Source organism: Tildeniella sp. (assembly GCF_059505325.1).
The window spans coordinates 1-16,855 of the sequence record NZ_JCACKI010000041.1 but is presented as its reverse complement, the minus strand read 5'-3'; the positions used below and the strand labels follow the sequence as shown (position 1 = coordinate 16,855).

Annotated in this window: 11 protein-coding genes and 1 tRNA gene; all 12 read left to right on the top strand. The window is 51.4% G+C overall.

Going from position 1 to position 16,855, the window contains the following annotated elements; all coding sequences use genetic code 11:
- The 12 genes from recO to AC5JO6_RS15090 all read left to right on the top strand — a co-directional run bounded on the left by recO (position 1) and on the right by AC5JO6_RS15090 (position 16,847).
- Positions 1-969: a DNA repair protein RecO gene (gene recO / locus AC5JO6_RS15145; protein WP_496081900.1), complete on the top strand. Its 969-nt coding sequence runs from the start codon at positions 1-3 to the stop codon at positions 967-969.
- Positions 970-993: 24 nt separating this feature from the next.
- Positions 994-2,763 (top strand): MFS transporter, encoded by a 1,770-nt coding sequence (locus AC5JO6_RS15140; protein WP_496081899.1) that lies wholly within the window; start codon positions 994-996, stop codon positions 2,761-2,763.
- Between the two features lie 104 nt (positions 2,764-2,867).
- On the top strand, positions 2,868-4,019 hold the full coding sequence (locus AC5JO6_RS15135; protein ID WP_496081898.1) for a glycosyltransferase family 4 protein: 1,152 nt from the start codon (positions 2,868-2,870) through the stop codon (positions 4,017-4,019).
- Position 4,020: 1 nt separating this feature from the next.
- Positions 4,021-5,472, top strand: coding sequence for an amidase (locus AC5JO6_RS15130; protein WP_496081897.1), 1,452 nt, complete (start codon positions 4,021-4,023; stop codon positions 5,470-5,472).
- Between the two features lie 278 nt (positions 5,473-5,750).
- Positions 5,751-7,649, top strand: coding sequence for an iron uptake porin (locus AC5JO6_RS15125; protein WP_496081896.1), 1,899 nt, complete (start codon positions 5,751-5,753; stop codon positions 7,647-7,649).
- A 466-nt stretch (positions 7,650-8,115) separates the two neighbouring features.
- Positions 8,116-10,002 (top strand): iron uptake porin, encoded by a 1,887-nt coding sequence (locus tag AC5JO6_RS15120; protein WP_496081927.1) that lies wholly within the window; start codon positions 8,116-8,118, stop codon positions 10,000-10,002.
- A 411-nt stretch (positions 10,003-10,413) separates the two neighbouring features.
- Positions 10,414-12,216 carry an iron uptake porin gene (locus tag AC5JO6_RS15115; protein WP_496081895.1) on the top strand — a complete coding sequence of 601 codons (1,803 nt, stop codon included), beginning with the start codon at positions 10,414-10,416 and terminating at the stop codon, positions 12,214-12,216.
- A 329-nt stretch (positions 12,217-12,545) separates the two neighbouring features.
- The gene (locus AC5JO6_RS15110; RefSeq protein WP_496081894.1) at positions 12,546-14,414 is read left to right on the top strand and encodes an iron uptake porin; all 1,869 of its coding nucleotides are present in this window, start codon (positions 12,546-12,548) and stop codon (positions 14,412-14,414) included.
- Positions 14,415-14,587: 173 nt separating this feature from the next.
- Positions 14,588-15,025 (top strand): Rrf2 family transcriptional regulator, encoded by a 438-nt coding sequence (locus AC5JO6_RS15105; protein WP_496081893.1) that lies wholly within the window; start codon positions 14,588-14,590, stop codon positions 15,023-15,025.
- A gap of 4 nt (positions 15,026-15,029) precedes the next feature.
- Entirely contained in the window at positions 15,030-15,995 is a 966-nt protein-coding gene (gene cysK / locus AC5JO6_RS15100) for a cysteine synthase A (protein ID WP_496081892.1), read from the top strand.
- 15 nt (positions 15,996-16,010) lie between these two features.
- A complete protein-coding gene (locus AC5JO6_RS15095; protein ID WP_496081891.1) occupies positions 16,011-16,727 on the top strand; it encodes a J domain-containing protein in 717 nt (238 codons plus the stop codon).
- Between the two features lie 46 nt (positions 16,728-16,773).
- Positions 16,774-16,847, top strand: a tRNA-Pro gene (locus tag AC5JO6_RS15090).
- Positions 16,848-16,855: the final 8 nt, after the last annotated feature.

Genomic DNA, 16,855 nt, shown 5'->3' with positions numbered 1-16,855 from the left:
ATGAGCCGCACCTACAAAGCTACTGGAATCAATCTTAAAAGTATGCCAATGGGGGAGTCCGATCGCCTGCTGACAATTTTGACACGCGAGTTTGGCTTAGTGCGAGCGATCGCTATGGGGTCGCGGAAGCACAATTCACGCTTGGGTGGACGAAGCGAACTCTTTGTGGTGAATGAGCTGATGATTGCCAAGGGGCGATCGCTCGACAAAATTACGCAGGCAGAAACGCTAGAGTCTTACCCACGCCTGGGGCAGGATTTAAAAAAGCTGATCGCCAGCCAGTATCTTGCCGAACTGTGTCTCCATCAGGCATTAAGCGATCAGCCGCAAGAAGACCTGTTTTGCCTGCTCAATGAACATCTGGCACGTTTGGAGCGATCGCCCGCTTCGCAGGTACTGGCTCATTTAACCCACGCGATCTTTCAATTACTTGTGCTGGCAGGCGTTGCGCCCCAGGTGCATCTCTGTTGCGTTACACGCCAGTTGTTGCCGCCTGACTTGACCGATCGCGATTGGCGCGTTGGGTTTAGTATTCCGGCAGGTGGAACAGTCACACTGGTAGCATTGGAACGGTTGCGTGCTGAGAAACCATCGCTGCGCCAGCAGCGGGTCTCTGAGGCGCGACCGACATCAGTGCTTCACGCTAACGTGACCGCAACTGAAACCAGCGCAACTGAAAACAGGCAAACTAGCCTTGTCCAATCGCCGCGAACCTCGATCGCAGGCTTGCATCGACGACTGAGCGCTCCTGAACTCATGCTTTTGCAGCACCTCGCTGACGCAGAATTGCCTGCACCGGAAGCGCTATTGGCTTGTATGCAGCCAGGTGGTGGTTCTCAGGGAGCGCTCGATCGCCTCTGGCAGTCGGTTGAACAGGCGCTGCGATCGTATGCTCAATATTATTTCGATCGACCGATTCGCTCTGCCACTCTCATTGATGCCTGCTTTGCGACCGCTGAACCTGTCTAAGATCTCCAAACACCTCTTCAAGCTATGATGCGATTGTCCCACTCTGACCTGGAAGCAACGGTGATGTTGTCTTTGAATCCAACGAACACAAGTGACAATGTCAACGATGAGTCGCGTAAAGCAGAAGCTGATGCTTTCTTGTCGAAGCGGGAGCTGTATCCGTCAGATACCTCTATGCAACCCATGACGAGCCAGGATGCTCATCGACCCAGGTTGGCAGAGGACATTTTTCACTCTGAGGCTAACCCCTCCTCCTCAGACCCACTGGAGCAAGGTACTGCTGAGCAAATTGATGCCCAGGCAATCCCGCTGTCCCCTTTAGAGCCGTTGCGCCCAGAGGAGACGTTGCACCAAAATGGTCGAGGTACAGCCGTTGCAACGGCGGGAGAATCAACAGCAGACACTTTTGCTCAAGTCAATGGTGCTCAGATAAATGGTGCTCAGACGAATGGGCAAAAGCCGGAATCAGAGCGGGGTTTCTTTCCTGTCTTGAAGAATCGCAATTTTCTCATTCTGTGGAGCGGTCAGGTTTTTTCGCAGCTGGCGGACAAGGTATACCTGGTGCTGATGATTGCACTGATTGCCAGCCGTTTTCAGAGTGGCGACCAATCCATTAGCGGCTGGGTGTCGTCGATCATGATTGCGTTTACGATCCCAGCCGTGCTGTTTGGCTCGATCGCGGGTGTCTTTGTCGATCGCTGGTCTAAGAAAACAGTGCTGGTGCTGACGAATCTACTGCGCGGCGGACTGGTTTTTGCACTGCCGCCCTTGCTCTGGTTGTCAAAGGGTTGGTCGCCTTTAGCAGGCTTGCCAGTTGGCTTCTGCGTTCTCCTCGGCATCACGTTTCTAGTCTCCACGCTGACGCAATTCTTCGCGCCAGCCGAGCAATCAACGTTGCCGCTAGTAGTGGAGCGTCGGCATCTACTGTCTGCGAACTCTCTCTACACCACTACCATGATGGCATCGGTGATTATTGGCTTTGCGGTGGGTGAACCGCTACTAGCCCTGGCAGACACCTTGATCAGTAAGCTGGGTTGGACGGCGATCGGGCTGGGCAAAGAGCTGGTTGTTGCCAGTGGCTATACGATCGCGGGTGTGATTTTGCTGCTGCTACGAACTGGTGAAAAGAATCTTAATGTGGCGGCATCAACTGTTGAAGGGACTGAAACCAGCGTCGAAACGCCCCACGTATGGCAGGATATCCGCGACGGCTTGCGCTTTCTAGCAGAGCAGGGTCGGGTGCGGAGTGCGTTGATTCAACTGGTGATTCTCTTCTCGGTCTTTGCGGCGCTGGCTGTGCTTTCGGTGCGTCTAGCAGAGGTTACGCCAGAGATTAAATCCTCTCAGTTTGGCTTTTTGCTAGCGATGGGTGGGGTTGGTATGGCGATCGGGGCAACGTTTATCGGGCAATTTGGACAGCGGTTTCCTCATGCACTGCTTAGTCTTGTTGGTTCGCTGGGTATGGCAGCGTCGCTGATTGGCATCTCCCTTTCGGTAACGCGGTTGGTGCCGACATTACTACTGATTGCAGCGCTGGGTGGCTTTGCGGCGATCGTTGGTGTACCGATGCAGACGGCGATTCAAGAAGAAACACCAGAAGCCATGCGTGGCAAGGTCTTTGGGCTGCAAAACAATGCGATTAACATTGCACTCAGTTTGCCTCTAGCACTGGCAGGAGTCGCCGAGACGTTCTTCGGTTTGCGAGTCGTTTTTCTGGGTCTTGCTGGCTTGGTCGTCGCAGGAGGGGTCTTAACCTGGTATATTTCCCGTACAGGATTAAACCACCAGCGTTAGTAGGCTATAGGCTTTACGGTTGCGTTTTGTTGGACTCATGCCAGTGGCTCACTAACGACTGACCGTTAATCACCTTACTCTTACCCTTTTGCTTGAGACCCTGAATGCATATCGCTTGGCTCGGAAAAAAGTCGCCGTTCTGCGGCAATGTCACTTACGGTCGAGAAGTGACCAATGCACTGCTCGATCGAGGTCATCAGGTTAGTTTTTTCCACTTTGCCCAGGCAGAGCCACCACCCGATAACTGGCCCGATTTTCAGGAGATTTCGATTCCGTTTCTCTACAAATCGCAAATCTACACCATTCCCACATTCAAATCGAGCAAGATTCTGGCGCAAGCGCTTTACAGACTCAGACCAGATGTGGTTCATGCTTCGCTCACCCTATCGCCGCTAGACTTTCTGCTGCCGGAAATCTGTCTCGATCTAGGCATTCCGCTGGTGGCAACGTTCCATCCACCCTTCGATCGCAAGCCGCGTAATTTGACATCGGGCACACAGCACCTGATGTATCAGCTTTATGCCCCGTTTCTTGCCAAGTACGATCGCGTCATTATTTTCTCTCACATTCAAGAAGAATTGTTGATCCGCCTTGGTGTACCTGCATCCAAGCTGGCAGTGATTCCCAATGGTGTGGATGTGCAGAAATATTCCCCTGGTGCGTCGAGTTTGAAGGCGGAATTAGATGCCGATCGCATCTTTGTCTACCAGGGACGCATTGCCCCAGAAAAAAACATTGAATCGCTGCTCAAAGCCTGGAAGCAGTGTCGCATGGACGATCGTACCAAACTGGTCATTGTGGGCAATCATGGCTCTTTGGCTGCTTCCCTCATCCCGTTTTATGGTCCTGAGCATGGCATCATCTGGCTTGGTTTCATTGCCGATGAGCAGCAACGCATCAATATCCTGCGCGGCTCCGATGTGTTTGTGCTGCCGTCGCTGGTCGAAGGGCTGTCGCTCTCTCTGCTCGAAGCAATGGCGTGTGGCTTAGCCTGCGTTGCTACCGATGCGGGGGCTGATGGTGAAGTGTTGGAACATGAAGCGGGTGTGATCTTGAAGACTCAAAGCGTAGCGATCCAGCTTAAGACGCTGCTGCCCCAACTGTGCGAACACACTGGCTGGACAACGCTACTGGGACAAAACGCCCGACAGCGGGTCAAAGAGCGCTACACGCTGACCGATAACATTACGCATTTAGAGAGCCTCTACGACGAAGTTTTGCGGCATCAGCCAGCACCACTGAGACGGGTTTCGTAACATGAACCTGACTGATCTGGCATTTGCGCCTGCGTTAGAACAAGCACGGTTGATTCGTCAGCGAGAAATCTCGCCGTTGGAGCTAGTAGAGCTTTACTTGCAGCGTATTGAGCAACTGAATGGGCAGTTGGGCAGCTACGTCACAGTGGCAGCTGAGCAAGCGATCGCCGAAGCAAACGCTAAAACAGAGGCGATCGCACGCAGTACTGCCGACCTGCCGCCCTTTTTTGGCGTACCGATTTCGATCAAAGACCTCAATGCAGTGGCTGGACTGACGTGTGCTTACGGGGTCAAAATCCTGAAGAAGCGCATCGCCGCTGAAGACGATGGTGTTGTGACCCGCATCAGACAAGCTGGTTTCATCATTTTAGGAAAGACTGCCACATCAGAGGTGGGCACACTGCCTTACACCGAACCTGATGGCTTCCCCCCTGCTCGTAACCCCTGGAATCTAGACTACACGCCTGGTGGCTCCAGTGGCGGTGCCGCAGCAGCTTTGGCAGCGGGACTGTGCGCGATCGCGCAGGGATCAGATGGCGGCGGCTCGATTCGAGGACCGGCATCCTGCTGTGGTTTGGTTGGGATCAAACCATCAAGGGGACGTGTCACCCATGCGCCCCACGGCGATCGACTAAGTGGTATCGCTACCAGTGGACCGATCGGTCGCACTGTTGCTGATGCCGCTGCTTTATTAGATGCGATGTCGGGCTATGTCAGCGGCGATCCTTACTGGTTGCCTGATCCCGTCCCCTCTTTTCTAGCAGCGACTCAAACCGCTCCTGGTCAACTGCGGATTGCCTTTGCGACTGCCATTGAACCGATCGGAGCCGCAGATGCAAGCTGCGAGCAAGCCGTTTTGGAGACAGTGAATCTGCTTCAATCATTGGGTCACATCGTCGAACCGGGTTGCCCTGACGTAAGCGATCTCGTTGAGCCATTTAGTATCGTCTGGCAGTCCGTTTTAAGCGAAGCGGGCATTCCCTTCATTTTTCTCGGCAAGATGAATCGCTGGTTGCTCAATCGATCGCGCTTCGACTCGAGCGGCAAATATCTAAGAGCCGTCGGCAAAATGCAGACGATCGCGCGTCGCATTGTAACCTTTTTTGACACAGTGGATGTGCTGGTACTGCCAACCTATCTGCACTCCACCATTCGCGTTGGCGAGTGGGCAAGGCTTCGACCGAGCCAAACATTAGAAAAAATTATCCGTTGGGTTGCACCCTGTCCACCGTTTAATGCCACTGGGCAGCCAGTGATGACGATTCCCGCTGGCTTCGACCAGAACGGTCTCCCGATCGGCATTCAGCTCATTGGTCGTCCAGCGGCTGAAACCACCCTCATTGCGCTGGCAGCCCAAATTGAAGCAGCAAAACCCTGGAGTCAGTACCGTCCACCCTTCGCGGCTGAAACTGAGCAACCTAGCAAGTCGATCGCGTTTGAGGGCAGCGCTTAGCGGGTGGATCGCTAGACTTAACTGGCTTTGCGTAGACCAAGCGAGACAAGAAGGACCTGTAGAAAATTCTCTTGTCAATTTCTTATTTCCAAGTAAAGACATACGCCAAAAGATTCGATATGATATTCGAGAAATGTATTCGACAGCACAAAACACTCTTGCCGCAGAAATTAATCTGAATTACGCTTGAGTGCGTCAGCTTGTTGAAGAATCTGAGTGTAACGATAAAAGACGCTGATGGTCTTTCCATATCGGTGTGAGGAGAATAAATTAAAGTCATGTCCAACGCTTTTTTGAAATCGCTGCTAGTCAGCCCTGCAATTCTTGCTGCTGCTCTAACGGTCTCTGCTTCTGCGATCGCAGCCGAAGCTAAAGCAACGAACGAAGTTGTTCAGCCTCAAGCTTCTGCCTTGCAGCCCCTCTCGATGGCTGCTGATCTAACGATCGCTTCGCCTGAAGTTACCGCACTAGACGCTGCACCAGCATCGGTTACGCGCTCTGTTAACCTGACTGAAAAGCAACTGCCCATGCAGATCGCTTCGACCCCAGTTGACAAGTCCAGTGATGATGATGCGCCCGCTCCTGTGACAGTTGGGGCATCGGAAAACTCTCTGAAACAGATCAATCGCTACACCCGTGAGGGTCGCTCAAGTGCTAGCCAGGTAACGTCTGTCTCTCAACTGTCTGACGTAAAGCCAACTGATTGGGCGTTTCAGGCATTGCAATCACTGGTAGAACGCTACGGCTGTATTGCTGGTTATCCTGACAGAACTTACAGAGGTAACCGCGCGACCACTCGCTACGAATTTGCGGCTGGCTTGAATGCGTGTCTCGATCGTGTGAACGAACTCATTGCTGCTGGCACCGCTGATCTAGTCAAGAAAGAAGATCTGGCAGTCCTGCAAAAGCTGCAAGAAGAGTTCGCTGCTGAACTGGCAACCCTTCGCGGTCGCGTTGATTCTCTAGAAGCTCGTACAGCTACTCTTGAGAAACAGCAATTCTCCACCACCACCAAGCTGGCGGGTGAGGTGATCTTTGCTATCACGGACGAGTTCTTCCAGCCGAACAATAACGAAACCGTGTTTCAAGACCGGATTCGTCTGTCCCTCAACACCAGCTTTACGGGTAAGGACTTGCTCATCACCCGTCTTGCGGCTGGTAACTTTGTTCCCTTTACGCTTCAAGACCCTGTTGGCGGTATTGGTCTACAGTCGTTCCAGTTTGGTAGCACTGGTGGAAATTCAGTCTTCGCTGACTGGGTGGCTTACTACTTCCCACTGGGCGACAAAATCAGCGTTTACATTCCAGCTTTCGCTGGCTTGCAGTACGACTATGCGCCAACTCAGGCAGGTCTGCTAGAAGGCTTTGATGGCGGTAATGGTCCCCTTAGTATCTTTGCTCAACGCAACCCGATTTATGACATCGGTGGTGGTTCGGGTATTGGTCTAAACTTTGACCTTACAAGCAACTTCAAGATCAGCCTTGGCTACCTGGCAAACAACTCTAGCTTGAGTGCAACTGGTGGACAGCTAAACGCTCCGCAGACGTTCTTTGGAGCAAACAACCCTGCTGACAAAGCTGGTTTGTTTAATGGTAACTATGCCGCTCTTGCTCAGATCGCTTTTAAGAACGACACCTTCTCGATCGGTGCCACCTACGTTAACGCTTACGCCCGCGGTGCCATCTTTGATACTGGTAGCGGCGGTGCCGTTGTGGGTTCAAGCGCTAGTAACTTTGCCTTCGTTAACGCTGCGGGCAGTGGCGTTGGACAATTTACGTCCACCACCCTGAACGCCTACGGTATTTCAGGTTCGCTCAACCTGGGTAAAACCATTTCGATCAACGCCTTTGGCTCATACATTGAAGCGAACAAGCCCGATGATGGCGTTGGCAAAGGTGAAATCTGGACGTATGGAGTTGGTCTTGCGTTTGCTGACTTCCTCAAGAAAGGCAACTTGCTCGGACTCACTGCTGGTGTTGAACCCTACTTGGGCAACTCAAGAAAGTTTGGTCAGGGTCAAAACGATCTGCCACTTCACTTTGAAGCGTTTTACAGATATCAGTTGAGTGACAATATCTCCATCACACCTGGTGTCATTTATGTCATCAACCCCGGTCAAAGCGATGCTAATGAGGACATCCTCATTGGCACGTTGAGAACCACCTTTACCTTCTAGGTATCGCTGAAGTCCTTTTCTAGCGTGCAAAAAATCACGCTTTAGTCTGCAAGCGCTCTCCATATAGTAGGAGAGCGCTTTTTTTTGGTGTCAGCCATTACATAAAACACGGAGTCGTTGCCGATAGCATCAAATGTGACGCTTGCTACTTAAAAAACTCAGGTTTTGCTGTTTTTTTGACGCGACTGCTAGAAATAAGTCTAGAAAAGGTGTATACCTTTAAAGTCATGTTAACCATTGCCTCTGATAATCAGATGAGTATAGATTCCGAGCTTCGATCGCTGGGTAGTGCATTGCCCTAAGGGTTAACCTTCTAGTAATGTACGAAAGCGTTCTTAGAGGTGCCTAAACTTCAAGAACAGCTGGCAAATGTGTGGAATTAGCATGGTAAAGCTCCCTTTCTTGAGCTTTGATCGCAATCTGTACATCGATCCGTTTGTAATAAGGTGTGAGTGTGAAAGCAATGATGTCAAAAACAATCTGGAAGTCTTTGTTAGCGGCTCCAGCGCTCCTAGGCGCTACGGTCGCAATGTCTGCGATCGTGAATGTAAGTGCAAGTGTGAATGCTGCTGAAGCAACTGATGCTGCATCCCAAGTGACGGCTACAGACCGCTTAGCTACTTCAGCACCGTCTCTTCCGGTCGTGCCTGTGACTGTAGCGGATGCTTCGACTGCTGTAACTCCGGCTGCTGTAACTCCGGCTGTTACGACTTCGACGGCTACAACACAGTCGGCTACAACACAGTCGGCTACTCCAGCCGCTCCTGTCAATCAGATGGCGGTCTACAGCACCGAAGGCACGCCTTCTACAGGTATTGTTGGTCAGGTGACTTCTGTTTCGCAGCTTTCGGACGTAAAGCCGACTGACTGGGCGTTTCAGGCACTGCAATCACTGGTTGAGCGCTACGGCTGTATTGTTGGTTATCCTGACAAGACCTATCGTGGTAATCGGGCGCTGACTCGTTACGAGTTCGCTGCTGGTCTGAACGCCTGCATGGATCGAATCAACGAACTGATTGCAGCAGGCACCGCTGACCTGGTGAAGAAAGAAGACTTGCTGGCAGTACAAAGGCTGCAAGAAGAGTTTGCGGCTGAGCTGGCAACCCTGCGTGGACGGGTCGATGCTTTGGAAGCGCGGACGGCGACCCTTGAGAAGCAGCAGTTTTCTACCACGACCAAGTTAAATGCTGAAGTAATTTTCGCTATTTCTGATACGTTTGGCGATCGTGCTACCCGAAATGGTAGTGGTGGATTCCTTGGTGGCATTAACGCTGGTAACGAAGGTCGGTTAAGAGACGACCAGACCCAAACCATTTTTTCTGATCGTGTTCGCCTTAACTTCGACAGCAGCTTTACCGGCAAGGATCAACTGAGAATCCGCCTGCAAGCACGAAACATTACCCCTTATTCTGGTGCCTTCACGGGAACCAACGAAACCCGATTTGGCTTCGATGGCAATGAAAGTAACCAGTTTGGCATTGACAAGCTGTTCTACCGCTTTCCCCTGGGTGACAACCTTAGGATTCAAATCGATGCTACGCAAATGAACTTCTACAACGGACTGATCAGCACACTCAGTCCGTTCCAATCCAGTGGTAGTGGTGCACTCTCGCGGTTTGGACGGTTTAGCCCTGTGTATCGGAGCGGTGCAGCAGGTGCTGGCTTCACGTTCGATTACAAATTTGGTAATTTTCTCTCGTTGCAGGGAGGCTACCTCTCTGACACCAATAGCAATGACCCAGGCTTGGAGAATGGTCTTTTCAACGGTGCCTACACTGCTATAGGACAAGTTGTTTTAAGACCAGCTAGAGCGATTGAGGTTGCGTTGACCTACGCTCACTCCTACTACCCTGGTGGTGAGGTCAACGTTACATCGAGTACTGGCAGCGGCTTCGCTTCCAACCCCTTTAACTCGAGTGCGGCAACCCCTCGTCCAACGTCGTCAGATACGTTCTCGGCTGCAGTACAGTTTCGTCTCAGCCCCCAATTCATCATCGGCGGCAACTTTGGCTACACCGAAGCCTATCAAGGTAGAAGCGATAACGAGGCAACTATCCTGAATGGCAGTGTCTTCTTGGCTTTCCCTGACTTGGGTAAGAAAGGCAACTTGGGTGGCATCATCGTCGGTATTCCACCGAAAGTGACTGGCAGCGATTTCCGTGGTGCTACGGGTGCTGCGGGTGCTCGCCGCTTTGATAACGACACCACATATCATGTAGAGGCGCTGTATCGCTATCAACTGACGAAAAACATTGCGCTTACACCAGGCATTATCGTGATCTTCAATCCAGAAGGAAACGAAGATAATGCGACTCAGTATGTTGGCGTACTTCGGACGACATTCTCATTCTAGTTAGCTGAATTTTCAAGCTGAAAAGACCCCGTGAAAACGGGGTCTTTTTGTGTATCAATTCATATCAACGGCTCAGGTTTTTAGCAGCAGCAAACATGCGATCGCCCTTCAAACTATCGCCCTTCAAACTGTTGCTTCCACTGAGCGCCCTACAAATCCTATAGCTAACCCTCCAGTGAGATGTTGTACAGCACATTTGACAACGTTTGTCATTGTGTTGATGCTGCCTTTGAGTAAGGTCTTAACGTTACCCGTAGGGCTATAAGCGTTGAGTGTAATCACCGAAAATCTCCGGATCATTAAGTGCAAGAAGCGTAAGGTGAATAGGTCAAGAACACCCTTGGTTGATTCAAAAACCTGCGTGTAACGTTTGCATCTTGACGCGGACGGTGATGGAGATGAGGGTTAACCATGTCAAACCAGTCTTGGAAGTTACTGACGACTCCAGCGCTTTTGAGTGCTACCGCTGCGTCTGCGATCGCTGGTGCAAGTACGGCTGTGAATGCCGCTGAAGCAATTGATGCTACTCTGCCAGCAACGACGCTCGACCACTCTACAGATGTAGCGAATGCAGCATCTTTGCTGCCGACGAACCCGGTGACTGTGGCAGCTGCTTCAGCCGCATTGCCTCAACCATCGCCCCCGGCGGCTACGCTCAATCAGGTAGCGGCTTACAGCGTCGAAAGCAATGCTTCTACAGATATCCTTGGTCAAGTGACCTCTGTCTCTCAGCTTTCAGACGTGAAGCCTTCTGACTGGGCGTTCCAGGCTTTGCAATCGTTGGTGGAACGCTATGGTTGCATCGTCGGCTATCCCGACAAGACCTATCGCGGAAATCGAGCACTCACTCGCTATGAGTTTGCGGCGGGTCTGAACGCTTGCATGGACCGGGTGAATGAGCTGATTGCGGCTGGCACTGCTGATTTAGTCAAAAAAGAGGATCTGCTTGCCGTTCAAAAACTGCAAGAAGAATTTGCGGCTGAGCTAGCCACCTTGCGGGGTCGCGTGGATGCAGTGGAAGCACGTACAGCCACATTGGAAAAGCAGCAGTTTTCGACCACTACCAAGCTGAGCGGCGAAGTCATTTTCTCGATCGCGGATACGGGTGGTAACAGTGCCACCGTCAACGGAGCGGGTGGAGCGATCGCCAACACAACGAAAAATGACAATACAAACACGATTTTTTCCGATCGCGTGCGCCTAGCGCTTGATACAAGCTTCACGGGTAAAGATCGCCTGCGTACTCGACTACAGGCTCGTAACACCACTCCGTTTAATGGTTCCTTTACAGGCACAAACGAAACCCGCCTGGGCTTCGACGGTAGCGAAAACAATGCCGTGCAAATCGATAAGCTGTTCTACCGCTTTCCCGTGGGTGACAAACTTACCGTGCAAATTGATGCGCTGAATGACGAGCTTCAAGATACAGTAGTGAGCAATCTAAGCCCCTTTGAAAGTAGTGGCGCTGGCGCTGTGTCTCGCTTTGGGCGTTTCAACACCTTCTACCGACTTAACAACCCTAACAATATTGGCTCTGCTGGCATCACGTTTGCCTACAAGGTGAGTGATGCCTTGCGATTGGAAGGCGGCTATCTCGCTGGTGGCAGCAGCAATAACCCATCTGCGAAGGGAGGCTTATTTAATGGTTCTAATGCCGCCGTGGCTCAGGTCGTTTTTCAACCGAGTAAGGCGCTCACACTGGGTCTTGCGTATGCTCACTCGTACTACACGGGAGCAGAACCGAATGGTGGCGGCATTAATATCACAGGCAGTACAGGCACTAGCTTTGCCGCCAACCCGTTTAATGGCGCTGCGACATCGGCAGACTCCGTTGCGGGTGCTGTGCAGCTTCAGCTCAGTCCGAAGTTTCTTGTCGGTGGCTGGGCATCGGCTTCGTTTGCTCATCGCCGCAGCAACAGCGACAACGCAACGATCTTAAGTGCTGTAGGTTATCTGGCGTTCCCCGATTTAGGTAAGAAGGGTAATTTGGGCGGACTCCTATTTGGTATGGCACCCACTGTCATTAGCAACAGCGGTCTTACAAATAATCGGACTGATACAAGCACGCCCCTCCACCTGGAAGCCTTCTACCGCTATCGTTTGACGGATAATATTGCCATTACACCGGGTGTCTTTGTCCTGTTCAACCCAGAAGGGAACAGCCGCAATGACACTCAATATGTGGGTGTCATACGGACCACGTTCACTTTCTAATGGGCTGGTTTTCAAGCTGAAAAACTAAAAAGCTCCGTAAAAACGGGACTTTCTGCGCGCAATTTTTGCAGAATGAATGGCGCGATTTTTGCCCGTGGTAACCGTACGATCGCTCCCCTTAAAAAGCGATTGACAACCCTTCAAGATGAATCAAGGCTCATAGTTCGGCTCTAATATGAAACTTATGCGTAAATAGCATCAGCCTCAAGAATTTTTAACCAATTGAGTGTAAGATTTTAAGCAAGTAAAAAAGCCTTTGGCGGTTTGCTGGTTTGTGTGCTGCTTTTGTGTCTTGAGTGTTGTGTGTCTTGAGTGTGAGGATAAAAATAATGTCAAAACAGTTCTGGAAGTCTTTGCTGGTGGCTCCTGCTCTTCTCAGCAGTGCCGTTGTGATGTCTACGATCGCAAGTACAGCCTCGACTGTGAAAGCGACTGAAGCGGCTGATGCCGTTCCTCAAACTATTGCTGCTACGCGGTCAGACAAAGTCATGTCTACGCTCCCCGCTAGTCCAGTGCTTTTAGCAGAGGCTACGCCTGCTGCACCCCAGTCGGTTGCGCCAACGGCTCCTATGAGCCAACTGACGATTTACAGTACTGAAGGTACCGTTGCGCCAAATAGTGCCAGTCAGGTGACATCTGTTTCTCAACTTGCGGATGTAAAGCCAACCGATTGGGCATTTCAAGCGCTGCAATCGCTGGTTGAACGTTATGGCTGTATTGTTGGCTATCCTGACAAAACCTATCGCGGTAACCGTGCCACTACTCGTTACGAGTTTGCGGCAGGTCTGAACGCTTGCTTAGATCGAGTCAATGAGTTGATTGCCGCAGGTACGGCTGATCTAGTTAAAAAGGAAGATTTGGCAACGTTGCAAAAGCTGCAAGAGGAATTTGCGGCTGAGCTAGCCACCTTGCGGGGTCGCGTGGATGCACTCGAATCGCGGACGGCAACCATAGAGAAGCAGCAGTTTTCGACCACGACCAAGCTTTCGGGTGAAGTGATTTTCACGATCGCCGACGCGTTTGGTGACTACCCACCACAGGGTGGCACAAATACTGTTTTCAACGATCGCATTCGACTAAACCTGCTCACCAGCTTTACAGGCAAGGATCGCTTGAGAGTGCGCCTCCAGGCTGGTAACGCCACTCGACTTCTGAGCAACGGCACCATCCCAAACGCACAGAACAACTACCAGCGCACAAACGAAGCAAACCTTCCCTATGACGGTGCGAACCCTGCTGCGGATGGCACGATTACGGATTCCAACAACGGCGGTAACAGTATCTTTCTCGACGTGTTGGATTACCGCTTTCCCATTGGCAGCAACCTGACCGTTAATCTGTTTGCGAATGGTGCCTTACATCACTATTACGCCGATACAATTAACCCCTTCTTTGAAGGCAATGGTGGCGGTCAAAATGCGATTTCTCGCTTTGCCGAGCGCAACCCACTCTATCGCATTGGTCCTCTGGGTGCTGGGCTTGGTATTAACTATAAGTTCAACAATAACTTTAAGCTTGATCTGGGCTACCTGTCTAATACTGCTAGCAACCCTGGCATTGATGGCGGGGTGTTTAATGGTAACTACTCCGCGTTGGCGCAGTTAGTCTTTAGCACGGGCGGCTTTAAGCTTGGTTTGACCTATGTGCGTGGCTACGAGCGTAACAATGCGGCTCTAACGGCTGGTAATAACTTCAACCTCGGCGGTACGGGTACAACGTTTGCTAACTTAAACAACAATTCCCTGTTGCGGGGACGATCGTTCCCAGTTGAAAGCAACTCATTCGGGGTTGAAGCGTCTTTCCGACCCGCTCCTGGCTTCATCGTCAACGGTTGGGTTGGTTACAGCGATGCAGAAATCATCGGCTTAGGCGATGCTGATATCTGGAACTTTGCAGTTGCGGTTGGTTTCCCAGATCTGGGTAAAAAAGGTAATTTCCTGGGTATCGTTGCGGGGGCAGAGCCTACGCTAAGAGGGATTGACGTTGGTAATGCTAACTTAAGTCCAGCCTTTGCTAGTCGAAGCCAAGACTTCGCTTACCATATCGAAGTCTTTTACAAGTACCAACTCACGGATAACATTTCGATCACTCCAGGTCTCATTTACCTGCCGAGTGTGAACCAAAACGCGGGCATCCCTGGTGACAATTCCAATGAGGATGTTTTTGTTGGGGTTTTACGGACAACCTTTACCTTCTAGCCACTACAAGTAAGCGAATTGCTTCTAGAGCTGTATTGGTACATGACTTAGCCCTGCGATCGTGGGGCTTTTTTGTTTTCTCCCTTCCTCGCAAAACCCTAGTAGCGAACCGTAGTATAATAGTCAATGACGGCTCTTTAACCGACTTGACTACTGTTCATTGAATCTTACCCGTGGAAATTTCTAGCAAGAATGAGTACGCTATCCTGGCGCTCATTGAGTTAACTGCACATTATGCTAGTGGAGAACCGCTGCAAATTCGCCAGATCGCTGCTCAGCAGCAAATTCCCGATCGCTATCTGGAGCAATTATTGGCTACACTCAGACGGTGTGGTCTGGTGCGATCGCAGCGCGGGGCAAAAGGCGGCTACATTCTGTCGCGTGAACCCTGGAAAATTAATCTGTTAGAGGTACTGCAATGTCTAGAGGGTGCCGAGGCTCAATCGGCTGAATCGCATGTAGTGCCTAAAACCGTAGAAAGCGCTGTTATTTGGGATGTTTGGCAAGAGACGCACCAGGCTGCAAATGCGGTCTTGCAGCGCTGCACCTTGCAAGACCTCTGCGACAAATGCAGCGCCAGACGACAGCTCGACATCATGTACTACATTTAAGCTCATGCGTATTGCTCAAAACATAACTGAATTGATTGGTCATACGCCCCTGGTGCAGTTGAATCGGATTCCTCAGGCGGATGGGTGCGTCGCACAGATCTTAGTGAAGCTTGAAGGCATGAATCCATCTGCTTCAGTGAAAGACCGTATTGGCATCAGCATGATTCATGCCGCAGAAAAAGACGGCTTAATTACACCGGGTAAAACCGTGCTGGTAGAGCCTACCTCCGGCAACACGGGCATTGCGTTGGCGATGGCAGCAGCAGCTAAGGGCTATCATCTGATTCTGACTATGCCAGAAACGATGAGTTCGGAACGGCGAGCGATGTTACGTGCCTATGGTGCACAGCTAGAATTAACGCCCGGCATCGAAGGCATGAGTGGCTGCATTCAGCGGGCGCAGCAAATTGTTGAAACGCTGCCCAATGCCTATATGCTGCAACAGTTTCGTAACCCAGCGAATCCTCAGATTCACAGGGAAACAACGGCAGAAGAACTCTGGGCAGATACTGATGGTCAAATTGATGCGGTGATCGCTGGGGTTGGCACAGGTGGTACCATCACAGGGATTGCCGACGTGATCAAGTCCCGTAAGCCTGAGTTTACAGCGATCGCGGTCGAGCCAGCCAACAGCCCCGTCTTATCGGGCGGTCGTCCGGGCGCTCACAAAATTCAGGGGATTGGTGCTGGCTTTGTACCGCCAGTGCTCAACGTCAACCTGATTGACGAAGTGATTACGGTTTCAGATGACGAGGCGATCGCCTATGGTCGGCGGTTGGCGCGTGAAGAAGGGATACTTTCTGGTATTTCTAGCGGCGCTGCCCTCTACGCAGCCATTCAGGTCGGTCGTCGTCCTGAGTATGCAGGAAAGCTCATTGTGATGATTCAGCCCAGTTTTGGTGAGCGCTATCTCAGTACGCCCCTCTTCCAGGACTCTGAGCTAAACATGCCAGCCATGCTTGGAGGGTGACGCTGAAGCAGCAGAATGAGGTCTGATCACTACCGCACTTTAAACGTGGCTCCCACAGCAACGCAGGCGGAGATTAAACAGGCATACCGTCAGTTAGCCAAACAATTTCACCCCGACAGTAACCGGGAAACCGCTAACCACGAGAAAATCGCCAGGGTTAACGCTGCCTACGAAGTTCTGGGCGATCCCGAACATCGCAAATCTTACGACCAACAGTTACGGTACCTGACACAGCTTGAAGACGCTGGCTTTTCAGCAGGTAGAGGTAACCGACAGCAACGGACTGCCGCAGCCCAAGCGCGCCATCGCAAGCCACAGCAGACAGCCCAAAAAGCCGATGAGCATCTGCAACAGTGGCTGACTCAAGTTTACACACCCGTCAGTCAGCTAGTACTGCAAATTCTCAAACCATTGAAGGAGCAAATTGACGCGCTTGCGGCTGATCCGTTTGATGATTTCCTGATGGCAGATTTTCAAGAGTATTTGGAGGACTGCCGCGATCGCCTCAGTCATGCTGAAACCATCTTTCACTCGCTCCCCAATCCCAAAAGTCTGGCTGGCGTTGCAGCACATCTCTACTACTGCCTCAACCAGGTTGATGATGGGATTGAGCAGCTAGAGTTTTTCACGCTCAATTACGATGACTCTTATCTGCATACAGGGCAAGAACTTTTTCGGATTGCCTCTGGGCTGCGTCGAGAGGCACAAGCCGCCGTGAAGGAAGTCACGTAAAGAGCTGCGGACGGTTAAGCCATTATGTTATAGTAGGCAGGCACATCGGGGCGTAGCGCAGCTTGGTAGCGCACTACTTTGGGGTAGTAGGGGTCGTGAGTTCGAATCTCGCCGCTCCGATGGCATAA